General features: G+C 74.2%; 22 protein-coding genes. 9 read left to right on the top strand and 13 right to left on the bottom strand.

Annotation, left to right across the window (positions count from 1 at the left end; genetic code table 11):
- Positions 1-49: 49 nt before the first annotated feature.
- Positions 50-868 carry a hypothetical protein gene (locus tag G9H72_RS02925; protein WP_166167071.1) on the bottom strand — a complete coding sequence of 273 codons (819 nt, stop codon included), beginning with the start codon at positions 866-868 and terminating at the stop codon, positions 50-52.
- A 75-nt stretch (positions 869-943) separates the two neighbouring features.
- Here G9H72_RS02925 and G9H72_RS02930 point away from each other — a divergent pair, with 75 nt between their 5' ends.
- Entirely contained in the window at positions 944-1,861 is a 918-nt protein-coding gene (locus G9H72_RS02930; RefSeq protein WP_166167073.1) for an A/G-specific adenine glycosylase, read from the top strand.
- Between the two features lie 70 nt (positions 1,862-1,931).
- Positions 1,932-3,233 carry an ATP-binding protein gene (locus G9H72_RS02935; protein WP_331271966.1) on the top strand — a complete coding sequence of 434 codons (1,302 nt, stop codon included), beginning with the start codon at positions 1,932-1,934 and terminating at the stop codon, positions 3,231-3,233.
- Positions 3,234-3,332: 99 nt separating this feature from the next.
- On the opposite strand, the gene G9H72_RS02940 is transcribed toward G9H72_RS02935, so the two are convergent.
- The 10 genes from G9H72_RS02940 to G9H72_RS02985 form a co-directional block, all read right to left on the bottom strand.
- Complete coding sequence (locus G9H72_RS02940; protein WP_166167077.1) at positions 3,333-5,819, bottom strand: ATP-dependent Clp protease ATP-binding subunit; 2,487 nt, start codon at positions 5,817-5,819, stop codon at positions 3,333-3,335.
- A 552-nt stretch (positions 5,820-6,371) separates the two neighbouring features.
- Positions 6,372-6,731: a histone-like nucleoid-structuring protein Lsr2 gene (locus tag G9H72_RS02945; protein WP_166167079.1), complete on the bottom strand. Its 360-nt coding sequence runs from the start codon at positions 6,729-6,731 to the stop codon at positions 6,372-6,374.
- Positions 6,732-7,057: 326 nt separating this feature from the next.
- Positions 7,058-7,591, bottom strand: a complete 534-nt coding sequence (locus G9H72_RS02950) for an amino-acid N-acetyltransferase (protein ID WP_166167081.1) — start codon at positions 7,589-7,591, stop codon at positions 7,058-7,060.
- Positions 7,592-7,631: 40 nt separating this feature from the next.
- Positions 7,632-9,149, bottom strand: coding sequence for a bifunctional lysylphosphatidylglycerol synthetase/lysine--tRNA ligase LysX (gene lysX, locus G9H72_RS02955; protein ID WP_331271917.1), 1,518 nt, complete (start codon positions 9,147-9,149; stop codon positions 7,632-7,634).
- 132 nt (positions 9,150-9,281) lie between these two features.
- Positions 9,282-10,073, bottom strand: coding sequence for a type III pantothenate kinase (locus G9H72_RS02960; protein ID WP_166167083.1), 792 nt, complete (start codon positions 10,071-10,073; stop codon positions 9,282-9,284).
- A 2-nt stretch (positions 10,074-10,075) separates the two neighbouring features.
- Positions 10,076-11,002, bottom strand: a complete 927-nt coding sequence (gene nadC, locus G9H72_RS02965; RefSeq protein ID WP_166167085.1) for a carboxylating nicotinate-nucleotide diphosphorylase — start codon at positions 11,000-11,002, stop codon at positions 10,076-10,078.
- A complete protein-coding gene (locus G9H72_RS02970; protein ID WP_166167787.1) occupies positions 10,999-12,651 on the bottom strand; it encodes an L-aspartate oxidase in 1,653 nt (550 codons plus the stop codon). Before G9H72_RS02970 ends, nadC begins: the two co-directional genes overlap by 4 nt.
- Before the next feature lie 2 nt (positions 12,652-12,653).
- A complete protein-coding gene (panD, locus tag G9H72_RS02975) occupies positions 12,654-13,067 on the bottom strand; it encodes an aspartate 1-decarboxylase (protein WP_166167087.1) in 414 nt (137 codons plus the stop codon).
- A 3-nt stretch (positions 13,068-13,070) separates the two neighbouring features.
- A complete protein-coding gene (gene panC, locus G9H72_RS02980) occupies positions 13,071-13,931 on the bottom strand; it encodes a pantoate--beta-alanine ligase (RefSeq protein WP_166167089.1) in 861 nt (286 codons plus the stop codon).
- Complete coding sequence (locus G9H72_RS02985; RefSeq protein WP_166167092.1) at positions 13,928-14,836, bottom strand: Rossmann-like and DUF2520 domain-containing protein; 909 nt, start codon at positions 14,834-14,836, stop codon at positions 13,928-13,930. The genes panC and G9H72_RS02985 overlap by 4 nt, the downstream gene beginning before the upstream one ends.
- A gap of 67 nt (positions 14,837-14,903) precedes the next feature.
- On the opposite strand from G9H72_RS02985, the gene G9H72_RS02990 reads away from it, so the two are divergent.
- Positions 14,904-15,881, top strand: a complete 978-nt coding sequence (locus G9H72_RS02990) for an SAM-dependent methyltransferase (RefSeq protein WP_331271919.1) — start codon at positions 14,904-14,906, stop codon at positions 15,879-15,881.
- 116 nt (positions 15,882-15,997) lie between these two features.
- Positions 15,998-17,593 carry a methyl-accepting chemotaxis protein gene (locus G9H72_RS02995; protein ID WP_166167098.1) on the top strand — a complete coding sequence of 532 codons (1,596 nt, stop codon included), beginning with the start codon at positions 15,998-16,000 and terminating at the stop codon, positions 17,591-17,593.
- A 146-nt stretch (positions 17,594-17,739) separates the two neighbouring features.
- Here the strand turns inward: G9H72_RS02995 and G9H72_RS03000 are convergent, their stop codons facing one another.
- Complete coding sequence (locus tag G9H72_RS03000) at positions 17,740-18,975, bottom strand: cytochrome P450 (protein ID WP_166167101.1); 1,236 nt, start codon at positions 18,973-18,975, stop codon at positions 17,740-17,742.
- Between the two features lie 84 nt (positions 18,976-19,059).
- On the opposite strand from G9H72_RS03000, the gene G9H72_RS03005 reads away from it, so the two are divergent.
- Positions 19,060-19,689 (top strand): ribonuclease E inhibitor RraB, encoded by a 630-nt coding sequence (locus tag G9H72_RS03005; RefSeq protein ID WP_166167104.1) that lies wholly within the window; start codon positions 19,060-19,062, stop codon positions 19,687-19,689.
- A gap of 4 nt (positions 19,690-19,693) precedes the next feature.
- Here the strand turns inward: G9H72_RS03005 and G9H72_RS03010 are convergent, their stop codons facing one another.
- The gene (locus G9H72_RS03010) at positions 19,694-20,221 is read right to left on the bottom strand and encodes an SAM-dependent methyltransferase (protein ID WP_331271920.1); all 528 of its coding nucleotides are present in this window, start codon (positions 20,219-20,221) and stop codon (positions 19,694-19,696) included.
- A 161-nt stretch (positions 20,222-20,382) separates the two neighbouring features.
- On the opposite strand from G9H72_RS03010, the gene G9H72_RS03015 reads away from it, so the two are divergent.
- Genes G9H72_RS03015 through G9H72_RS03030 form a run of 4 tightly spaced genes read left to right on the top strand, consistent with a single transcriptional unit; the run spans position 20,383 to position 23,311 of the window.
- On the top strand, positions 20,383-21,495 hold the full coding sequence (locus tag G9H72_RS03015) for a type III polyketide synthase (RefSeq protein ID WP_331271921.1): 1,113 nt from the start codon (positions 20,383-20,385) through the stop codon (positions 21,493-21,495).
- Positions 21,495-22,184 (top strand): class I SAM-dependent methyltransferase, encoded by a 690-nt coding sequence (locus tag G9H72_RS03020; protein ID WP_166167113.1) that lies wholly within the window; start codon positions 21,495-21,497, stop codon positions 22,182-22,184. Before G9H72_RS03015 ends, G9H72_RS03020 begins: the two co-directional genes overlap by 1 nt.
- Positions 22,181-22,501, top strand: a complete 321-nt coding sequence (locus tag G9H72_RS03025) for a hypothetical protein (protein WP_166167116.1) — start codon at positions 22,181-22,183, stop codon at positions 22,499-22,501. Before G9H72_RS03020 ends, G9H72_RS03025 begins: the two co-directional genes overlap by 4 nt.
- 3 nt (positions 22,502-22,504) lie before the next feature.
- On the top strand, positions 22,505-23,311 hold the full coding sequence (locus G9H72_RS03030) for a nitroreductase family protein (protein WP_166167119.1): 807 nt from the start codon (positions 22,505-22,507) through the stop codon (positions 23,309-23,311).
- Positions 23,312-23,317 lie beyond the last annotated feature (6 nt).

Raw genomic sequence — 23,317 nt, forward strand, 5'->3', positions numbered from 1 at the left:
CCGTCATCGGCCCGCCGCGCAGCGCGGCCGGCCCGGCCGCCAGCGCCGCCTACTGGAGCAGGAAGCGGGCCGCCTCGCTGGTCGCGGTGCCGACGCGGGCGGTCACGACGTACGTCCCGTCGCCGGCGACCGCGCGGCCGGTGCACCCGGGCGCCGATCGCTTGCGCGACCAGGTGACGCTCGTGGACCAGCTCTCCCCGGCCTTCAGCGTGCGCTGCGTGTGCCCGCTGCGGGCGCCGCAGTCGTCCGAGCTCCACACCCGCGCCGGGCCGGACTCGACGACCAGCTCAAGCGCCGCGGACCCGAGGTCGCGCGTGCACGGGCTCTCGGACGTGTTGCGCACGGTCAGGGTGAGCCGGGGGCTCCGGCCCGCCGGGTAGCTGTCGGCGTCGGACTTCGCCGTGACCTCGATCTGCTCGTCGGAGCAGGCCGACCCGTCGACCGGGGCCGACTGCTGCGCGGACGGCTCGTCACCCGCCGAGCCGGACGCGTCCGCGGAGCCCGACGGGCTGCTCGCGTCCGAGGAGGAGGCGGCGGAGGGCTGGGACGTCGGCGCGGTCACCGCGCCGGGGTCGAGGACGACGTCGCCGGCGTTGGCACCGGCCTCGGCGTCCCCGGACGCCTCGCCCCCGCCGTCCGTGCCCTCCGCGTCGCCCGCGTCGCCCGCGGCGACGCCACCGGCGCTGGCCGGCGGGGTCGCGGAGGCCGAGGGCGCCGGGTCGTCGGAGCCCCGCTCGGCCGCGTCGCCCGACCCGCCGGCGAGGACGCGCACGCCCAGCAGCAGGACGACCAGCACGCCGACGACGAGGACCGCCCGGCGCATCCAGTACGTTCCGGGGCTCTCGGGCCCCACCGGCTGCAGCACCACGCGCGACACGCTAGGCCGATCGGATCGCTCCTCCTCGGCACCACGCCGCAGCGCAGCCCTTACGATGCGCTGGAGATGCCCGCCTCGCCCCTGCACGCCCCGGTCCTGGCGTGGTACGACACCGCCGCACGCGATCTGCCGTGGCGGCGACCGGGCACGGCCCCGTGGGCCGTTCTGGTGTCCGAGATCATGCTGCAGCAGACCCCCGTCGCCCGCGTGCTGCCTGCGTGGCAGGCCTGGATGGACCGCTGGCCCACCCCGGCCGACCTGGCTGCCGCCGAGCCGGGCGAGGCCGTCCGGCAGTGGGGCAGGCTGGGCTATCCCCGCCGGGCGCTGCGCCTGCACGAGGCGGCGACCGCCGTGGTGGAGCGCCACGGGGGGCAGGTGCCCGCCGACCACGAGGCACTGCTGGCCCTTCCCGGTGTCGGCAGCTACACCGCGGCCGCTGTCGCCTCCTTCGCCTTCGGTGGGCGGCACGCCGTCGTCGACACCAACGTCCGGCGGGTGCACGCGCGCGCCGTGAGCGGGCGGGCCGAGCCCGCCGCCACGCTCAACGCGGCCGAGACCCGGGTGGCGCACTCCCTCGTGCCGGACGACGCTGCGACAGCGGCGCGCTGGGCCGTCGCGGTCATGGAGCTGGGCGCCCTCGTGTGCACGGCCCGGGTCGCCCACTGCGAGCCGTGCCCCATCCGGCACCTGTGCGCATGGCGAGCGGCGGGCAGCCCACCGTCCCCGCTTCCGGCCCGCCGTGCCCAGACGTACGCCGGCACCGACCGCCAGGCGCGCGGCCGGCTGCTCGCGGTGCTGCGCGAGAGCCCCGGCCCGGTCGACCGGGCGGCGCTCGACGCGGTCTGGGACGATGCGCCCCAGCGCAGACGGGCGCTCGCGGGGCTCGTCGCCGACGGGCTCGTCGAGCTGCTCCCGGGAAGCCTCTACCGGCTGCCGGCCGGTGCTGGAGACTCGACAGGCGTAGCGCGGCGTTCTCTTGGGTAGCGGGCTCGAGGGGTCCCTGAGTCATGCCGGGGCCCAGGTGGGGAGGAAGCACGTGGCGGGGTCGGAGCGGGTGCTCGCCCACCGGGCTGTCGCGTTCGCCCCAGAGCCCGCGAGCGTGCGCCGGGCGCGTTCGGCCGTGTCCGACACCGTCCGCGCGGCGGGCATGGACGAGGACACCGTCGACACCGCCGCCCTCCTCGTGAGCGAGCTGGTGACCAACGCCGTCGTTCACGCCCGGTCCGAGGTCGGCGTCACAGTCACCGTCGCGGGCGACAGCGTGCTGGTCGAGGTCGCGGACCACAGCCCCCACCTGCCGGTGCAGCGGACGTACGAGGACGAGGCCGCCACCACCGGCCGTGGCCTCGGGCTGGTCGAGGTGCTCGCGGCCGACAGCGGGGTCCGCCAGGTCGAGGGCCACGGCAAGGTCGTGTGGTTCACGCTCGGGCCGCCCGGCCCGACGGCCGCCCGGTTTCCCGGAGGGCTGCCGGCGGCGGACCCGCGCCCGCCCCGGCCCGACACAGGCGCGACCGCCGCCGAGCCACCGGACCTGACCGTCCTGCTCGCCTCACTGCCCATCGCGCTCTACTGCACTTTCCAGGAGCACGCGGCGGCGCTGCTGCGCGAGTACCAGCTGACCGTGCTCGACCAGGGCGGCACGGCCGGCGGCGCCGCCGCCGACGAGGCGGCCGCGGGCGGCGAGGCGCTCTCCCTGCTGTCCGAGGCGAGCGCCGACGTCTTCGCCCTGCGCGACTCCGGCCGCGCCGCCGTGGACCACCGGGTCCCGCTGCCGCGGGCCGCGGTCCCCCGCTTCGCCACCCTGCACTCGGTGCTCGACGAGGCGGTCGAGCTGGCCGCCGACGGGCGGCTGCTCGCGCCGCCCAGCCAGCCGGAGATCCGTGCGCTGCGCAACTGGTGCCTGCAGGAGGTGCTCCGCCAGGCCGAGGGCGCGGCGCCCGTCCCGTGGCGCCTGCCGGACGTCAGCCTCTACTCCACCCGCCGCCGGCGGGCCGACTGGGACGACTCGGCGGTGCGGACCTCGCCGCAGGCGCTCGTCGCGGCCGACGACGCCAACCGCATCCTCGCGGTCAGCGAGGCGGCCGCCCGGCTGCTGGGCTGGGAGGTCGACGACCTGGTCGGACAGCGCCTGGTGTGCATCATCCCGCCGCGGCTGCACGAGCTGCACATCGCCGGCTTCGTGCGCTTCCTGCTCAGCGGCCAGCGCCGCATCCTGGGCAAGCCGGTCCCCCTGACGGCGCTGCGCAAGGACGGCAGCGAGGTGCAGGTCCTGATCACGATCGAGCAGCAGCCGGCCCCGCCCGGGCGTACCGTCCTCGTCGCCTCGATGGAGCCGATCGGGAGCCCGCTCGCCTGAGGCCGGTCGCACCCGTCGGCCGTCGCTCGACGGCACCACATCGCCCACGACGAGGAAGGGCCGCCCCCTTGCGGGAGCGGCCCTTCTGCCGTCGTCCGGTCAGAGCGACTTGCTCAGCGTGACCTCGGGCACCGACTTCGGCTCACCACGGAAGGTGAACGTCGCGTCCTTGCCCTCGCCCTCGACGTCGACCGCCACGATCTCGCCGGCCTTGACCTCGCCGAAGAGGATCTTCTCCGACAGGGCGTCCTCGATCTCGCGCTGGATCGTGCGCCGCAGCGGCCGGGCGCCGAGGACCGGGTCGTAGCCACGCTCGGCGAGCAGCTGCTTCGCCTTGTCCGTGAGCACGATGCCCATGTCCTTGTCCCGGAGCCGCTCGTCGAGCCGCGCCAGCATGAGGTCGACGATCCGGATGATCTCGTTCTCGGTGAGCTGGTGGAACACGACGATGTCGTCGATGCGGTTCAGGAACTCGGGCCGGAAGTGCTGCTTGAGCTCGTCCTGGACCTTGGCCTTCATCCGGTCGTAGCCGGTCTGGGTGTCGCCGGCGGCGGCGAAGCCCAGGTTGAAGCCCTTGGAGATGTCCCGCGTGCCGAGGTTGGTCGTCATGATGATGACGGTGTTCTTGAAGTCCACGACCCGGCCCTGGGAGTCGGTCAGGCGACCGTCCTCCAGGATCTGCAACAGGCTGTTGAAGATGTCCGGGTGGGCCTTCTCCACCTCGTCGAACAGGACGACCGAGAACGGCTTGCGCCGCACCTTCTCGGTGAGCTGGCCGCCCTCCTCGTAGCCGACGTAGCCGGGAGGCGAGCCGAACAGCCGCGAGACGGTGTGCTTCTCGGAGAACTCGCTCATGTCGAGCGCGATGAGCGCGTCCTCGTCACCGAAGAGGAACTCGGCCAGCGTCTTGGACAGCTCGGTCTTACCGACGCCGGACGGGCCGGCGAAGATGAACGAGCCACCCGGGCGCTTCGGGTCCTTGAGGCCGGCGCGGGTGCGCCGGATCGCCTGGGAGAGAGCCTTGATGGCCTGCTCCTGGCCGATGACCCGACGGTGGAGCTCGTCCTCCATCTTGAGCAGACGGGCGGACTCCTCCTCCGTCAGCTTGAAGACGGGGATGCCCGTCGCCGTGGCCAGGACCTCGGCGATCAGCTCCTCGTCCACCTCGGCGACGACGTCCATGTCGCCGGCCTTCCACTCCTTCTCCCGCTGCGCCTTCTCGCCGAGGAGACGCTTCTCCTCGTCACGCAGGCGGGCCGCCTTCTCGAAGTCCTGCGCGTCGATCGCGGACTCCTTCTCGCGGCGGACGCCGGCGATGCGCTCGTCGTACTCGCGCAGGTCCGGCGGCGCGGTCATCCGACGGATGCGCATGCGCGAGCCGGCCTCGTCGATCAGGTCGATCGCCTTGTCCGGCAGGAAGCGGTCGGAGATGTAGCGGTCGGCCAGCGTGGCCGCGGCCACGAGCGCCGAGTCCGTGATCGAGACGCGGTGGTGCGCCTCGTAGCGGTCCCGGAGGCCCTTGAGGATCTCGATCGTGTGCGGCAGCGACGGCTCGGCGACCTGGATGGGCTGGAAGCGGCGCTCGAGCGCGGCGTCCTTCTCCAGGTGCTTGCGGTACTCGTCGAGCGTCGTGGCACCGATCGTCTGCAGCTCACCGCGGGCGAGCATCGGCTTCAGGATCGAGGCCGCGTCGATCGCGCCCTCGGCGGCACCCGCACCCACGAGCGTGTGCAGCTCGTCGATGAACAGGATGATGTCGCCACGGGTGCGGATCTCCTTGAGCACCTTCTTCAGGCGCTCCTCGAAGTCACCGCGGTAGCGCGAGCCGGCGACCAGGGCGCCGAGGTCGAGGGTGTAGAGGTGCTTGTCCTTGAGGGTCTCGGGCACCTCGCCCTTGACGATCGCCTGGGCCAGGCCCTCGACGACGGCCGTCTTGCCGACGCCCGGCTCGCCGATCAGGACCGGGTTGTTCTTGGTGCGGCGCGAGAGGACCTGCATCACGCGCTCGATCTCCTTCTCGCGCCCGATGACCGGGTCGAGCTTGCCCTCGCGCGCGGCCTGCGTCAGGTTGCGGCCGAACTGGTCGAGGACGAGGGAGGTCGAGGGCGCGCCCTCCTGCGGGCCGCCAGCGGTCGCCGTCTCCTTGCCCTGGTAGCCGGACAGGAGCTGGATGACCTGCTGGCGGACGCGGTTGAGGTCCGCACCGAGCTTCACGAGGACCTGGGCGGCGACGCCCTCGCCCTCGCGGATCAGCCCGAGCAGGATGTGCTCGGTGCCGATGTAGTTGTGGCCGAGCTGAAGGGCCTCGCGGAGCGAGAGCTCCAAGACCTTCTTCGCCCGGGGGGTGAAAGGGATGTGACCGGACGGGGCCTGCTGGCCCTGGCCGATGATCTCCTCGACCTGCGAGCGCACAGCCTCGAGGGAGATCCCGAGGGACTCCAGCGCCTTCGCAGCGACGCCTTCACCCTCGTGGATCAGGCCGAGCAGGATGTGCTCGGTCCCGATGTAGTTGTGGTTGAGCATCCTGGCCTCTTCCTGAGCCAGGACGACGACCCGCCGCGCACGGTCGGTGAACCTCTCGAACATCTGCACGCTCCTCACGAAGCGGATCGGGCAGTCCCACAGACCCTTGCGCCTGTGCCCCTGTCCTTCCGCATGCTAGCCCCGCGGCCCCTTCCGTGCCCGGCGGTGTCCCAGCACCTGGGTGCCGAGCCCGTCGGACGGAGACGCCGTCGATTTCCCGGGGTCACCGGGTCCAACGGCACCTCACCCCATGGGATTCCACGAACCGCCCCTCGCGTGCATGGGTACGCTCCGGGCGAACAGCGCGCCGGGCTCGGCGGTCGGCCGCCGGAATCGCGGGCGTACGGGGCTGGGCCCGCCGTTGCCGCACGAGCAGGCTCGGAGCAGGGCCCGGCAGCCCTTCCCGGGAGCCCTGCCTTTCTCAGGAGGCCTGCCTTCTCAGGAGCCCTGCCTTCTCAGGAGCCCTGCCTTCAGCGCGCGTCGAAGGCCGGGGAAGCGGCCACTGGCACCGCTCCGCAGCTGCGCTCAGCCCCCTCGAGACCGTCGCGGCCCCCGCGTCTGCGCCGGGCCCACGGCGCTGGGCGCCCGGCGGCGCCGAGGGCTCTCGCGCTCGGCTCAGCCGTGGGCCTTCTCGTACGCCTCGAGGACGGCGGCCGGGATGCGGCCGCGCTCGTTGACCGTCAGGCCGTTCTGCCGCGCCCACTCGCGGATCGAGGCGCTGTCCTGCCGGCGGGCCGGGGCTGCAGCCGGAGCGCTGGAGGCGCGGCTGCCGCGCGAGCTGGAGCGGGCGGTGGAGCGGCCCGAGACGCGGCGGGCGTTGCCGACGTACGGAGCGAGCGCGTCACGCAGCGCCTGCGCGTTGTCCTCGTTGAGGTCGATCTCGTAGGTGACGCCGTCGAGCGCGAACGTGAGCGTCTCGTCGGCGGGGCCGCCGTCGAGGTCGTCCTCGAGCGTGACGATGGTCTTCTGCGCCATTCGTGGTGCCTTTCTCCGCAGTACCCCCGCCGAGAACAATTTGTAGCACGGCGCGGTCGATCACGGCCAATCGAACCACATGGATTGGCCGCGTTCTCCCTCGAATGGGTGCGGCGCGCGCACGAATTCGGGCGGAGGTCAGCTCCGGTCGCGATGCTTCCCGTCCGTCGCGCGGAACGCCGCACGCATGACGAGGATGAAGACGGTGGCCATCACGGCCATAGGGATGACACCTTCGAGGAAGCCGAGCACGCTTCATTCTCCCTCCTCCACCGGGGGTCTGTCACCCGGGCCGCCCCCGATCAGGTGCGGCCGCCACCCCAGGCCTACAGGTGCAGGAGCATCCGGCTGTTGCCGAGGGTGTTGGGCTTCACCCGGCCGAGGTCGAGGAACTCGGCCACACCCTCGTCGTAGGACTGCAGGAGCTGCTCGAAGACCTCGGGAGACACGGGCGTTCCCTCGATCTCGACGAAACCGTGCCGGGTGAAGAAGTCGACCTCGAAGGTGAGGCAGAACACTCTGGCGACGCCCAGCTCGCGGGCGACCTCGATCAAGCGCCGCAGGACGGCCGAGCCCGCCCCCGTGCCGCGCACGGACCGGTCCACGGCCAGCGTGCGCACCTCGGCGAGGTCCTCCCACAGCACGTGGAGCGCTCCGCAGCCGACAACTCGCCCGTCGGCCTCCGCGACCCAGAACTCCTGGACGTCCTCGTACAACGTCACCGTCGCCTTGGACAGCAGGATTCGTTGGGCGGCGTAGAGGTCGACGAGCGCGCGAATCGCCGGGACGTCGGTGGTGCGCGCACGACGCACGACCAGCGGACCGGTCGGGCCGCCCGCGTGGTCGGCGTCCCGGCTCATCGACTCATCCGTTTGCACGAGGCGCTATGGTCCCGATTGCTCACTCGGGGCGTACGAGCGGGAAGAGCACGGTCTCTCGGATGCCCTTTCCGGTGAGCATCATCAACAGCCGGTCGACCCCCATGCCCATGCCCCCCGAGGGCGGCATGCCGTACTCCAGCGCACGCAGGAAGTCCTCGTCCAGGGCCATGGCCTCGGCGTCGCCGCCGGCGGCGAGAAGGGATTGCGCGGTCAGCCGCCGGCGCTGTTCGACCGGGTCGACGAGCTCGGAGTAGGCGGTCCCCAACTCGGCACCGAAAGCGACGAGATCCCAACGCTCCGCAACCCGCGGGTCCTCGCGGTGCGCGCGGGTGAGCGGCGACACGTCCGTGGGGAAATCCTTGTAGAAAGTCGGGAGCACGGTGTGCTCCTCCACGAGGCGCTCGTAGAGCTCCAGCACCACCTGGCCGCGGCCCCACTCCGGCGCGTGCGGGACCCCGGCCTTGTCGGCCAGCGCGCGCAGCTGCTGCTCGGACGTGTCGTTGGTGACCTCCTCGCCGAGCGCCTCGGAGATGGCCGCGTTGACCGTGGTCACCCGCCACTCGCCGCCGATGTCGTGCTCGGAGACCGTGCCGTCGAGCGCGGTGTGGGTCACGACGGTGCCGCCGAGGGCGTCCTGCGCGGCCGTGACCACCAGCTCGCGGGTGAGCCGGAGCATGGTGTCGTAGTCGCCGTAGGCCTCGTACGCCTCGAGCATGGTGAACTCGGGGTTGTGGGTCGAGTCCGCGCCCTCGTTGCGGAAGTTGCGGTTGATCTCGAAGACCTTCTCCACGCCGCCGACGACGAGCCGCTTGAGGTAGAGCTCGGGGGCGATGCGCAGGAAGAGGTCGAGGTCGTAGGCGTTGATGTGGGTGACGAAGGGGCGGGCGTTGGCTCCGCCGTGGACGACCTGCAGCATCGGCGTCTCGACCTCGACGAACCCGGTGCGGGTCAGGGTCGAGCGCAGGCTGCGCACGGCGTCGCTGCGGATCTGCAGCATCCGCCGGGACTCGGGGTTGACGATCAGGTCGACGTAGCGCTGGCGCACCCGGGCCTCGGGGTCGGTCAGCCCCTTGTGCTTCTCCGGCAGCGGGCGCAGGGACTTCGACGTCATCGCCCAGGAGTCGGCGAGCACGGAGAGCTCCCCGCGCCGCGACGTGATGACCTCGCCCTCGACCCCGACGTGGTCGCCGAGGTCGACGTCGGACTTCCACGCGTCCAGGCGCTCCTGCCCGACCGAGTCGAGGCTGAGCATCACCTGCATGTCGTCGGTGCCGTCGCGCAGCGTCGCGAAGCAGAGCTTGCCGGTGTTGCGGAAGAAGATCACGCGACCGGCCACGCCCACGCGCTCGCCGGTGTGCGTGTCGGGCGCGAGGCCGGGGTGCTTCGCGCGCAGCTCGGCGAAGCTCGTGGTGCGCGGGAAGCCGACCGGGTACGGGTCGGCCCCCTCCGCCCGCAGGCGCTCGAGCTTTTCCCGGCGTACCCGCTCCTGCTCGCTCAGACCGTCGGGCTGCAGGGCGTCGGGCTGCTCGTCACTCACCTGTCCAGGCTACCGAGCGGGCGGTCGGCCTTCCGCGCCTGCGCCGCGGTCCTCGGGACGGGGGCTCGACGGGGGCTGAGGACGGTGATCATGACACCCACCGCGCACGAGCCCGCGGTCGAGCCGGGCGCGTCAGGCCGTGGGGTGGTTGCGCTCGAACGCCAGCCGCAGCCCGTGCAGCGTGAGCCACGGCTCGTGCGCGTCGATCGAGGAGGACTCCTCGAGCACGAGAGGGGCCAGCCCGCCGGTGGCGATGACGGTGACGTCGTCGGGGTCGGACGCGAGCTCGCGGGCCATCCGGTCCACGATCCCGTCGACCTGGCCGGCGAAGCCGAAGATGATCCCGGACTGCAGCGCCTCGACCGTGTTGCGGCCGACGACGGAGCGCGGGCGCGCGAGCTCGACCCGCCGCAGCTGGGCACCGCGGGTGCCGAGGGCCTCCACGGAGATCTCGATGCCGGGGGCGATGGCACCGCCCACGTACTCCCCCCGGGACGTCACCGCGTCGAAGGTGGTCGCCGTGCCGAAGTCGACGACGATCGCGGGCCCGCCGTGCAGGTGGACGGCGGCAAGGGCGTTGAGGATGCGGTCGGAGCCGACTTCCTTGGGGTTGTCGGTCAGCACCGGGATCCCCGTCTTCACCCCCGGCTCGACGACGAGCGTCGGGACCGTCGAGTAGTAGCGCCGGCACAGGTCGCGCATCTCCAGCAGCTGCGCCGGGACGGTGGAGCAGACCGCGATGCCGGCGATGTCCTCGTCCGCGCCGAGGGCAGGGTGCTGGCGCAGCAGCGACTGGACGACGACGGCGAGCTCGTCCGCGGTACGCCCAGCGACGGTCGCGATGCGCCAGTGCTCGACGACCTCCGCGCCGTCGAGCAGGCCGAGGACGGTGTGGGTGTTGCCCACGTCGATGGCGAGCAGCACGCTCAGGCCCCGCTTCCGTCGGCGCCCACGGCCCTGCGGCCGGGCTCGTCGAGCGGGCGCAGGTCGAGCCCGATGTCGAGCACCTGGACCGAGTGGGTGAGCGCCCCGACGGCGAGGAAGTCCACGCCGGTCGACGCGACCTTGCGCGCCGTCCCGAGCGTGAGGCCGCCGCTCGCCTCCAGCCGCGCCCGGCCCCCGACGAGCTTGACCGCCCGGCGCAGGTCCGCCGTCGACATGTTGTCCAGCAGGACGAGGTCCGCGCCCGCCTCGACGGCCAGCACGGCGTCCTCGACCGTGTCCGCCTCGACCTCGATGGGCAGGTCGGGGTGGGCCGCGCGGACCCGCTCGAAGGCGGCCACCACGCCGCCGGCGGCCACCACGTGGTTGTCCTTCACCATCGCGGCGTCCGACAGCGACATCCGGTGGTTCTGCCCGCCGCCGCAGCGGACGGCGTACTTCTCCAGCGCGCGCAGGCCCGGGGTGGTCTTGCGGGTGTCGCGGACGGCGGCGCCGGTGCCGCGGACGGCGTCGACCCAGATGGCGGTGAGGGTGGCGATGCCGGAGAGCCGGCCGAGCAGGTTCAGCGCCGTACGCTCCGCGGTGAGCAGGGTGCGCGTGCTGCCCGCGACGCTCGCGATCGCCGTGCCCTCGGCGACGACGGCGCCGTCGGGGACGATCGGGTGCACCACGGCGTCGCCGGCGAGCTCGAAGACGGCCGCGGCCACCGGGAGCCCGGCGACCACCCCGTCGGCGCGGGTCGCCAGGTCGCCGACGGACAGCGCGTCCTCCGGCACGGTCGAGACCGTCGTGACGTCGACGCCGCCGGCGAGGTCCTCGGCCAGGGCCCGGCGCACGAGGTCGACGACGGCCTCCGGGTCGAGCCCCGCGGTGACGAGCGCGTTCCAGGTCTCGTCGCGCAGCGCGCTCATCGGGCGGCCCCGGCAGCGGCCTCGCCGGGGGCGCGCAGCGGCTCCGGGCGTACGTCCAGCCGGCCGTTCGCGAGTGTGGTCACGAGGTGCATCCTCCATGCCTCGTCGTCCCGGGCCGGGAAGTCCTCCCGCCAGTGGCTGCCCCTGGTCTCCTCCCGCCGCGCTGCGGCGGTGGCCAGCGCGGCGGAGACCGTGAGCAGGTTCGTGGCCTCCCAGCACTCGGTGCAGGGCTCGCCGCTGGCCGGCCCGGACAGCTCGTCGATCACCCCAAGGGTGGCCGAGAGGCTCGCCGCGGAGCGCAGCACCCCCGCCCCGTCGGACATCGCGCGCTGCAGCCGGGGGCGTACGCCCGCGTCGAGGACGCCGGCCGGCCGCGGGTCCGGCGCCGGGTCCGCGGGCTCGGGGAGCTCGCCGGCGAGCGTCTCCGCGATGCGGGCGGCGAACACCAGCCCCTCGAGCAGGGAGTTGGACGCGAGCCGGTTGGCGCCGTGGACCCCCGTGCAGGCGACCTCCCCGCAGGCGTACAGCCCGGGGACCGTGGTCCGGCCGCGCAGGTCGGTGCGCACGCCGCCAGAGGCGTAGTGGCAGGCCGGCACGACGGGGACGAGCTCGCGCACGGGGTCGATGCCGTGCTCCCGGCAGCTGGCGAGGATGGTCGGGAAGCGGCGCCGCCACTTCTCCTCGCCGAACCCGCGCCCGTCGAGCCAGACGTGCGGGGCGCCGGTCGCCTGCATGCGTCGCAGCACCGCCTTCGCGACCACGTCGCGCGGGGCCAGGTCGGCCAGCTCGTGCTCGCCCTGCATGAAGCGGTTCCCCGTGTCGTCGACGAGGAATGCGCCCTCGCCGCGCACCGCCTCGGAGACGAGTGGCTGCTGCCCGCCGTAGAGGTCCCCGAGCCAGAGGACCGTCGGATGGAACTGCACGAACTCCAGATCAGTGATCTCGGCCCCGGCGCGCAGCGCGAGCGCGACGCCGTCCCCGGTGGACACCGACGGGTTGGTGGTGGAGGCGTAGACCTGGCCCAGCCCGCCGGTCGCGAGCACCACGGCCCGGCCGAGGGCAGCGCCGACACCGTCACGGGCGCCCTGGCCGATGACGTGCAGGGTCACGCCGCAGGCACGCCCGTCCGCGGAGCGCAGCAGGTCGAGGACCAGCGCCTGCTCCACGATGTCGACCTCGGGGTCGGAGCGCAGCGCCTCCAGCAGGGCACGCTGGACCTCGAGGCCCGTGGCGTCGCCGCCCGCGTGGACGATCCGGTCGCGGTGGTGCCCGCCCTCCCTGGTGAAGACGAGGGCGCCCCTGGAGTCCCGGTCCAGGCGCGCTCCGGCGTCCACCAGCTCGCGCACCCGGGCCGGGCCTTCGGTCACGAGGACGCGCACGGCGTCCTCCTCGCACAGCCCCACGCCCGCGACGAGCGTGTCGCGCAGGTGCTCGTCCGGGCTGTCGTCCGGCCCGAGGGCCGCGGCGATGCCGCCCTGTGCCCACCGGGTGGACCCGGCGTCGAGCCAGGTCTTGGTCACGAGCAGCACGGACAGCCCGGCCCGGCGGGCGCCCAGCGCCGCGGTCAGCCCCGCGATCCCGCTGCCCACGACGACGACGTCCGCTCGTGTCGTCCAGCCGGGCGCCGCCGCCGCGAGCCGCTGCGGCAGCCTCACACCGCCCCCGCGGGGCGCAGCTGTGCCGTGCCGGGGACCGGCTGCGCGGCGTCCCCGCCGACCTCCACGATCGCGTTGGCGTCGTCGACGTGCACGACCCGCGGCTGCAGGCGGCGCGCCTCAGCGTCGTCGACCACCGCGTAGGAGATGAGGATGACCAGGTCGCCCGGGTGGACGAGGTGCGCGGCGGCGCCGTTGATGCCGACGACGCCACTGCCCCGCTCGCCGGGGATGACGTACGTCTCGAGCCGGGCGCCGTTGGTCACGTCCACCACCGAGACCTGTTCCCCGGGCAGCAGGTCGGCGGCGTCGAGCAGGTCGGAGTCCACGGTGATCGAGCCGACGTAGTGCAGGTCCGCGTGCGTCACGGTCGCCCGATGGATCTTCGACTTCAACATCGTGCGAAGCATGCTTCAGCCCTTAGTTTTCGGTAGATCGAGGTTCAGAGGAACGTTGTCGATGAGGCGGGTCTTCCCGACCCGGGCGGCCACGAGCAGGCGCGCCTCGCCGGAGAGCGGCGCGGGCTCGAGCGCCGGGCCGCGCAGCTCCAGGTAGTCGACGACGGCGTCGGGCTCCGCCGCGAGGACGGCGCGGGCGGCGCCGAGCACCGCGTCGGAGCCGCTGCCGGCGGCGTCGGCGCCGGCCCGCAGCGCCGCGGACAGGGCCAGGGCCACGTCGCGCTCGCTCGCGTCGAGGTACTTGTTGCGGCTGGAGAGCGCGAGGCCGTCCGGCTCGCGCACGGTCGGGACGCCGACGACGTCGACGGCGAGGTTGACGTCGCGCACCATGCGACGGATGAGGACCAGCTGCTGGTAGTCCTTCTCCCCGAAGAACGCCACGTCCGGCGTGGTGAGGTGCAGCAGCTTCAGCACGACGGTCAGCACGCCGGAGAAGTGGCCGGGCCGGGCCGCGCCCTCCAGCTGCTCGCCCAGCGGGCCGGGAACGACCCGGACCTGCGGCTCCTCCGGGTAGACCTCGTCGACGCCGGGGGCGAACGCGAGGTCGGCGCCGTGCTCGCCGAGCAGCGTGAGGTCGGCCTGCAGGGTCCGCGGGTAGCGGTCGAAGTCCTCCCCCGCCCCGAACTGCAGCGGGTTGACGAAGACCGTCGCCACCACGGTCCCGGGTGCCCCGACACGCTCGCGGGCAGCGCGGACGAGCGCGGCGTGCCCCGCGTGCAGCGCGCCCATGGTGAAGACGGCCGCGACCGGGCCGCCCCTCCCGGCCAGGGCCGAGCGCAGCTCCGCCCGCGTCGTCACGAGCTGCGGCGCGCTCACGAGCGGCTCCCGGCAAGCACGTCGAGCAGCGCCTCCGCGCGCTCGGGGCTCAGCAGCCCCGCGGCGAGCGCCCGGTCGGCCTGCAGGCGGGCGAGGGCGACGTACGCCGCGGCCGCCTCGGGCGAGACCGCGGACAGCTCGCGCACGTGCGCGGCCACCGTCCCGGCGTCCCCGCGGGCCACCGGCCCGGTGAGCGCCGCGTCCCCGGAGCGCAGGGCGCCGTCGAGCGCGGCGCCGAGCAGGGGCGCGACGAAGCGGGCCGGGTGCTCGACACCGCAGCGGGCGAGCAGCTCGTTCGACTGGGCCACGAGCGTCACGATGCTGTTCGCGGCGCTGGCCAGCGCCGCGTGGTAGAGCGGGCGCGCCTCCTCGGCGACCTCCTGCGGCTCCCCGCCCATCTCGACGACGAGCGCCTGGCCGATGGGCACCAGCGCGGCGGGCGCGGTGACCGCGAAGGAGCAGCCGGACAGCCTGGCGAGGTCGACACTGGTGCCGGTGAACGTCATGGCCGGGTGCAGCGCCAGCGGAAGCGCGCCGACGCGCGTCGCCGGCTCGAGGACCGCGACGCCGTGCCGGCCGCTGGGGTGGGCGATCAGCTGGCCGGGGCGGACGGCCCCCGTCGCGGCCAGGCCCTCGACCAACGCGGGGAGGTCGTCGTCGGGCACCGCGAGCAGGGCGAGGTCGACGTCGGCGACGACCTCGCGCGGGTCGCGCAGCGGCACCCCGGGCAGCAGCGCGTCCGCCCGGGTGCGGCTCGCCTCGGAGACACCGGAGGCGGCGGTCACCGAGTGCCCGGCGGCGCGGAGGGCGGCCCCGAGGACGGCTCCGACGCGGCCGGTGCCGACGACCCCGACGCGGAGCCGCGCCGGGCGCGCGCGGCCGGCGGACGGTTGAGACGAAGACATGGGCGTTCCAGTCCGCGAGGGGTACCAGACGGCGTCAGCCTACTTCGACAGGCGGGATGATCATCTCGTGGCCGGGCCGCTCCCCTACCGAGCAGCGGTCCGGCACGCCCTCTACGGGCCCGCGGGCTTCTACCGCCGGCCCGAAGGCCCGGCCGGCCATTTCCGCACCTCGGTGCACGCCTCCCCGCTGCTGCTGGCCGAGGCGCTGGCTCGCCTGGCGCGGGCGGCCGGGCTGCGCCGCGTCGTCGACATCGGCGCCGGCCGCGGAGAGCTGCTCCTGGCCCTGGCCGAGGCCGACCCCGGCCTTGCCCTGCACGGGGTCGACGTGGCCCCTCGGCCCGACGGCCTGCCCGGGCAGGTCCGGTGGTCCTTCCGGCCGCCGCGCGGCGGGACGGCCCTGCTCCTCGGCCACGAATGGCTCGACGACGTCCCGGTCGACGTCGTGGAGCGGACGCCCGGTGGCGTCCGCACGGTGCTCGTCGACCCGCGGTCGGGCGCCGAGACGCCCGGGCCGCCACCCTCCCCGGCCGATCGGGCCTGGCTGCGCCGCTGGTGGCCGCTCCGGGAGGTCGGGGACCGGGCCGAGGTCGGCCGACCGCGCGACCGGGCCTGGGCCGCCGCGGTCGGGACGTTGCGCGGCGGGCTCGCGGTCGCGGTCGACTACGCGCACCTGCGGGTGGAGCGGGCCGCCGGCGCGTACGCCGCGGGCACGCTGCGGGGGCACCGCGACGGCCGGCTGGTGCCTCCCGTGCCCGACGGCTCGTGCGACGTGACGGCCGCCGTGGCCATGGACGCGGTGGCGGCGGCGGGCCTGGCGGCCGGCGCCCGGGCGTACGTCCTCGCGACCCAGCGCGCGGTGCTCGGCCACCTGCTCCCCGAGCCGGTCGACGGTGGCTTCGCGGCGCTCGAGCGGCGCGCTCGCGTCGCCGAGCTGCGCGACCCCGACGGGCTCGGCGGCTTCTGCTGGCTGGTGCAGGCGGTGGGCGGCTTCGCCCTGCCCGGCCCTCTGGATGGCGTTCCGGGAGCTCGAGGCACAAATGTCTAGAAGCAATTCCCGGTCGTAACGAACAGCATTCCGCTTCATGCCCGGCCGCTGCGACCGATCGGAAAGCACAGCCTCTTTCTCGGTCCCTTCCGCCGCCGCACCGCCCCGGAGACCCCATGTCCACGCGTACCCCCGCCGTCCGCGGCCTCCGCAGCCTCGGAGTCGCACCGAAGATCCTCGTCGCCGTCACGGTGGCGAGCCTCGCCGCGCTCCTCGTCGGGGTGCTCGGGCTGCGCGCCCTGGGCTCCACCGCGGACGACAGCCGCCAGATGTACGAGCAGGACGTCAGCGGCATCTCGCTCGCGCAGGAGATGCGCTTCCAGATGATGACCGTGCGCTTCAACATGGTGAACCTCAACAACGCCAAGACCGAGGAGGACCGGGCGAAGTACACGCAGGGTCGCGACGCCGCGGCGCAGGCCCTGCGCGACACCGCGGAGGCCTACCTCGCGAAGGTCGACCCGAGCGAGCAGGAAAAGGCGCTCCTCACCGGTGCCCTCGCCAACGTCGACGCGTACTTCGACGTCGTGGAGCGGATCGGCCAGGGGACGGCCGAGGAGCAGGCGCAGGCGCTCGCCCAGATCCCGGCGATCACCGGCGGCATCGTGGGCAACCTCGACAAGCTGGCCCAGGCCAACCAGGACAAGGCCGGCGCGAGCGCGAAGAGCGCCGCCGACTCGTACTCCTCGACTCGGGCCACCCTCATCGTGGTCCTGCTGCTCGGCGTGGTGCTCGCGATGGGCGTCGGCGTCGTCATCGCGCGCTCGGTCACCGGCCCGCTCAGCCGGGTGCGCGAGGCGGCCACCCGGCTCGCCGAGGGCGACCTGACCCAGCCGACGGGCGTCAGCCAGAGCGACGAGGTCGGCCAGACCGCCGCCGCCCTGGACTCCGCCCTGGAGTCGCTGCGCCGGGTGATGGGCGCTGTCGTCTCCTCCGCCGACGCCGTCGCCGCCGCGAGCAGCGACCTGTCGAGCTCCTCGGCCCGCATCGCCGCGTCCGCCGCGGAGACCAGCACCCAGTCCGGTGTCGTCTCCGCGACCGCGTCCGAGGTGTCGGGCAGCGTGCAGACCGTCGCCGCCGGCGCTGAGCAGATGGGCGCCTCGATCCGGGAGATCGCGCTCAACACCAACGAGGCCGCCCGCGTCGCGGGCGAGGCCGTCGGCGTCGCCGAGAGCACCACCCAGATGATCTCCAAGCTCGGCGCCTCGTCCGCCGAGATCGGCAACGTCATCAAGGTCATCACCTCCATCGCCGAGCAGACCAACCTGCTCGCCCTCAACGCCACCATCGAGGCCGCACGCGCCGGCGAGGCCGGCAAGGGCTTCGCCGTCGTGGCCGGAGAGGTCAAGGACCTCGCTCAGGAGACCGGGCGCGCCACCGAGGACATCCACAAGCGCGTCCAGGCGATCCAGGAGGACACGGCCAACGCGGTCGAGGCCATCGGCGAGATCGCGGCGATCATCGCCCGCATCAACGACTTCCAGACCACCATCGCGTCCGCCGTCGAGGAGCAGACGGCGACCACCCACGAGATGAGCCGGTCGGTCAGCGAGGCGGCGTCGGGCACGAGCGCCATCGCCCACAACATCACCGGCGTCTCCGCCGCGGCCGAGACGACCAACAGCGCGCTCGGCGCCTCGCAGGCGGCCGTGGCCGAGCTGGCGTCGATGGCCAGCGGCCTCAAGGCGGAGGTCGACCGCTTCACGTTCTGAGGCTCACTCGGGGGGGTGGAGCCCCCGGAGCCCGCTGATCATGGGCAGGTCAGCGCGACACGCCGAGGTGTGCCGCTGATCTGCCCATGATCACCGCCCCAGGGCCGGCCGCGGGAGGGTCAGCGCACCGCCCGGCCGAGGGGCGCTCAGCCCACCGTGACCGGCAGCGTCTCCAGGATGCGGATGATGTAGCCGCGGCCGAGCTCGGGCTCCGCGGCCAGCGCGAGGCGCGGGACGCGGCGTACGAGCTCGGCGAAGACCGTCTGCAGCTCGAGCCGGGCGAGCGGTGCGCCCAGGCAGAAGTGGATGCCGGCGCCGAAGCTGATGTGCGGGTTGGACGAGCGCCCGACGTCCAGCCGGTCCGGGTCCTCGAAGCGCTCCGGGTCCCGGTTGGCCGACCCGAACAGCAGCGCGACCTGGCTGCCACGCGCGACGGGCACCCCGCCGACGTCCGCGTCCTCCAGCGCCCACCGCGAGAAGAGCTGCAGGGGCGTGTCGTAGCGCATGACCTCCTCGACCGCCGTCGGCACCAGGGAGAGGTCCGCACGCAGCCGCTCGAGCTGGTCGGGGTGGCGCAGCAGCGTCGCGACCCCGTTGACCGTGACCCCGACGGTCGCCTCGTGGCCGGCGTTGAGCAGCAGGACGCAGGTGCCGACGAGCTCGTCCTCGGTGAGCCGCTCCCCCTCGTCGACCACCTCGGTCAGCGCGGTGACCAGGTCGTCCTGCGGGCGGGCCCGCCGCTCGGCGGCGAGGGCGCGCAGGTACGCGGCGAACTCCTCGGCGGCCGAGACCGCGCGGGCCTCGTCGTCGGCGGTGGGGCGCAGCTCGTACATCCGGCACATGTCCTGTGACCAGGGGCGCAGCAGGTGGCGGTCCGCCTGCGGCACGCCGAGCAGGTCGGCGATCACGTCCACGGGCAACGGCTCGGCCACGAGCGGCTTGAGGTCGACGGGCGAGCCGTCGGCCCCGGCGGCGAGCAGGTCGTCCACGAGCCCGGTGGCGATCCGGTCGATCGACGCGCGCATGCCCTCGACGCGCCGCGGGGTGAACGCCTTGGCGACCAGCCGGCGCAGCCGCGTGTGGTCCGGCGGCTCGGTGTCGAGCATGCCGTTGCGCACGACGTCCCAGAACGGGGCCAGGTGCAGTGGGTCCTCCGGGCGGCCCATCTCCGCGTGGGTGGCGACCTGGAGGTACGACCGCCCGAACCGCCGGTCGCGCAGCACGGCGTCCACGTCGGCGGCGCGGGCCACGACGTACTGGCCGGTGCGCGGTGACCACGAGACCGGTCCGAGCTTCCGCAGCTCGCCGTAGACGGGGTAGGGGTCGGAGACGAACGCCGGGGAGGCAGGGTCGAAGGCGTCGGGAACCAGCGGCGGAATCATGGTGCGGGCCAGAGTAGGGGGCGCTGACCTGGCCGTCCGGCGAATCGCGCGGCCGTCCCTGGTCAGATGCGCGACGATGAGGACATGTCTGTCCGAGTCGGCACGTCCTCGGCAGCGGGCGCCCTCGCCCTGCTGCTCGCCATCAGCGCCTGCTCCGGCGACGACGGCGAGGAGAGCACGCCGGCCGGGCCGTCCGCCACCTCCCCGGCACCGGTGGGCAGCACGGCTGCCGAGCCGGCGGTGCCGCCGCTGGCCGGGGGTACGCCCGGGGCGCCTGCGCCGGCGGCTCCGTCCGCGCCGGCCGCCGTCACCCCCTCGGCGCCGCGGTCGTCGGGCGCGCCGGGCGCGCCCGCGGCGCAGCCCAGCCCCGCGGGCACCTCGGCCGCCGGCTTCGGCGGCCTCGCCGCGGCCGACCAGCAGGTCGTCGCCCAGGCGCTGGCCCGCGGGCTGAAGGCCGGGCAGCCCGTGGCGGTCGAGCACCGCGCCCAGTTCTCCGACCAGCCGACCCTGGACAGCGTGTCCACCGAGCTGTCCGTCCTCGGGCTGACCGTCACCCCGCTGGCCAACATCCGCGAGGCCGACAGCTTCGAGCTCAGCGCCACGAGCTTCGGCACGCTCGACGAGACGTTCCTGAAGGGCGACCTGGCCGCCGTCCGCGAGGTGGTCGAGCGCAACGGCGGGACCTACACCGGGTGGGACGCCCAGCAGGCGTAGCCGCTCACGGGCCCGGGGCGCGGCAGCGCACCCCGACGCCGACGGGCGACCGGAGGGTCTGGAGCTGCCCGAGCCCGGCGGCGGCCAGGGCGGCCTGCGTGGCGTCGAGGGCCCGGGCCGCCCCGGACGGCGCGGCCGCGTCGTACAACAGGCACAGCGTCCCGCCCGGCCGCAGCGCCGCCGCGAGCACCGCCACCTCCCGCTCCGCGCCCGACGTCCAGAAGACGTTGACGTTCACGGCGAAGGCGCGGTCCACGCTCCCCCGCTCCGGCTCCAGGTCGGCGAGCGCGCACTGCCGGACGGTGAGCCGCCCGGCCTCGACGTGCTCCCGGTTGCGCTGCGCGGCGCGAGCCACGGCGGTCGCGGAGCGGTCGATGGCCAGCAGGTGTCCGGTGGCCAGCCGGGCGCAGACCAGCCCGGCCGCGACGCCTGGGCCGCAGCCGGCCTCGAGCACCCGGTCGGCGGGCTGCGGGTCGAGGACCTCGACCGCCCAGCGCAGGCGGGCGGGGGGCTCGGCGGCGTGTGCGGCCACGAGCCGAGCGTAGGCGCCCCGTCCACCGGCGCCGCGCATCGCGGCCGCGCGGCGCCGCCCGGCCCAGCCGGATGCGCCCCGTTCGTTCGCGTGCTCAACTAGGGCCTCGTGGGGCAGGACTACGAGATGAGCCGACGTACGACCTGCGCGGAGCACGCCGCGTGACGCTGCCCCGTGTCGCGATCCGCTCGATCGAGACCGCCGTGCCCCGCCCGATGCCGCAGCCGGTGCTCCGCGACCTCATGGCCGCCCAGCCCGGGCTCAGCCCGCTGGCGCGCCGGCTCGTGCGCACCGTCTACGACGCGTCGGCCATCGACACCCGGCACACCGTGATCGACGAGCTCGACGGCGTCACGCACGGGGCCCCGCTCTTCGTCGACCCCGGGCGGGCCCTGGTGCTCGCGCCGCCGACGGGCGCGCGCAACGCCGCGTACGCCCGGCTCTCCCGCGACCTGCTCGTGGAGGCGGGGCGGCGGGCACTCAAGGCGGCGGGGCTCGAGGCGTCCGACGTCAGCCACGTCGTGACCGTCTCGTGCACCGGCTTCTTCGCGCCCGGGCCGGACTACGTGCTCGTCCGCGAGCTGGGGCTGCGCCCGTCGACCCGGCGGCTGCACGTCGGCTTCATGGGGTGCTACGGCGTCTTTCCCGCGCTGCGTGCGGCGCGCTCGACGTGCGAGGCCGAGCCGGACGCCGTCGTCCTCGTGGTCAGCGTCGAGCTGTGCACGCTGCACCTGCACGTCGCCGACGACCCGGACACCATCGTCTCCTCCTCGGTCTTCGCCGACGGGGCGGCCGCGGCGGTCGTCACGGCCCGGCCGGCGCCCGCGGGCGAGCCGATCCTCACGATCGACGCCCTCGAGACGGTGCTGACCGAGCAGGGCGAGCAGGACATGGCCTGGACCATCGGCGACCACGGCTTCGACATGGTGCTCAGCAGCTACGTGCCGCGCATCATCGAGGGCGACATCCACGCGGCGCTCGAGCCGCTGCTGGAGGGCCGGCCGGCCGCGCAGATCGAGCACTGGGCGGTCCACCCCGGAGGCCGCGCCATCCTCGACCGCGTGCAGGGGGCGCTCGGGCTCAGCGACGAGCAGCTCGCGCCGTCGCGGGAGGTGCTGCGCGGCTACGGCAACATGTCGAGCGCGACCGTCCTCTTCATCCTGCGCGAGATCCTGTACGCCCCCCTGCCGCCGACGCCGGCCCGGGTGGCCGCCGTCGCTTTCGGGCCCGGGCTGACCGTGGAGACGGCGCTGCTCACGCGGGGAGCCGCCTGATGCCCGGCCTGGCGACGCGCGACACCGAGGCGCGCGAGCTGATGGACGACCCGGCCTGCGACCTCCGGCTGCTGCGGTCTACGTACGCGCAGTTCCGGCTGGTGAACCGGGCCGTGTCCGGATGGCGGCGGGTCTACGTCCGGCGGCTGCGTCCCCTGCTCTCGGCCGACCGGCCGACATCGCTGCTCGACATCGGCTTCGGCGGCGGCGACGTGCCGCGGGCGCTGGCGGGGTGGGCCAGGCGAGACGGGCTGCTGCTCGACGTCACCGCGATCGACCCCGACGAGCGGGCGTGCGCCTTCGCGGCCGCCACCCCGTCGCCCGACGTGCTGTTCCTGCAGGCGACTTCCTCCGACCTGGTCGCCGCCGGGGAGCGGTTCGACCTCGTCGTCTCGAACCACCTGCTCCACCACCTCGACGGCCCCGGGCTCGCCGGGCTGCTGGCCGACAGCGCCGCGCTCGCCCGCCGGCTCGTCGTGCACAACGACATCGAGCGCTCGCCCCTGGCGTACGCCGCCTGGTCGGCCGCCACCTTCCCGCTGCGCGGCCGCTCCTTCGTCCACGTCGACGGGCGGCTGTCGATCCGCCGCAGCTACCGCCGCTCGGAGCTCGCCGCACACGTCCCGGACGGCTGGAGCGTCGAGCGGCAGCGGCCGTACCGGCTCCTCCTGGTGCAGGAGAGAGCATGAACGCCGATGCGCTCGTCCGTGTGGCGGCCGTGAGCTACGCGGCGAACTGCGCACTGGGCACCGCGGCCGCCTCGGGGGTCGACACCCGGCGGGTGCGCTGGCTGCACCACGCGCTCTTCGTCACCACCGCCACGCTGACGGCCACCGCCGCCGGGGCCGGGCTGCTGCAGCGCCGCCCCGCGGCGTACGCCCTGCTGCCCGCCGCGGTCCCGCTCGCGCTCATTCCCCACCTCGGCACGCACGGGCCGCGGCATAGGGTCGTCGCGCTGTCGGCGGCGCCGTTCTACGTCGCCGCCCTCGGACTGAGCAGGAGGTAGGGCGTGGAGCTGCTCGACGCCATCCGTCGACGGAGGACGACCAACGGCGCGATGCTGCCGGACCCGGTGTCCGAGGAGCACCAGCGCATCCTCATGGAGGTCGCCGGGCGCGCGCCGTCGCAGTTGAACAGCCAGCCGTGGCGGTTCGTGCTCGTGGAGGAGCGCGCCACCATCGACGCGATCGCCGACATCAGCGGCGAGAGCATGACGACGGCCATGTCCAACGGCACGTTCTTCGAGCGCTACAAGCCGTACTTCCGCTTCAGCCGCGAGGAGATGGAGCGCCGGCGCGACGGGATGCTGTTCGACAAGCTCCCCGCGCCGCTGCGCCCGTTCACCTCCCAGGTGTTCACCTCGCGGGGGCAGAGGCTGATGAACGCCATGCGGGTGCCGCAGACCCTCGGCAGCGAGAACCGCAAGCTCGTCGCCGGCTGCCCCCTGCTGATGGGCGTCATGCTCGACCGGTCGGAGTACCGCCCCGGCGAGCTGTCGTCGTTCTACTCGGTCTTCAGCATGGGCGCCGCGATGGAGAACATCTGGCTCACGACCGTCGAGCTCGGGATGGGCATCCAGTTCGTCTCGTTCCCGATGGAGGTGCCCGGCCAGTGGGACCGGATCGTCGACCTCCTCCGCGTGCCCGACGACCTCGAGCTCATGGCGGTCTACCGGCTGGGCTACCTCCCGCCGGAGCAGCGCCGACCGGCGATCGACTGGACCAGCTCGCAGCGGAAGCTGGTCTCGCAGTACGTGTTCCGGGAGACCTGCGCGACGCCGCAGACCGGGTGGGACGAGCCGCTGGGCCGGGAGTAGCCCGCC

This window comes from Motilibacter aurantiacus, from assembly GCF_011250645.1.
Taxonomy (GTDB): Bacteria; Actinomycetota; Actinomycetes; order Motilibacterales; family Motilibacteraceae; genus Motilibacter_A; species Motilibacter_A aurantiacus.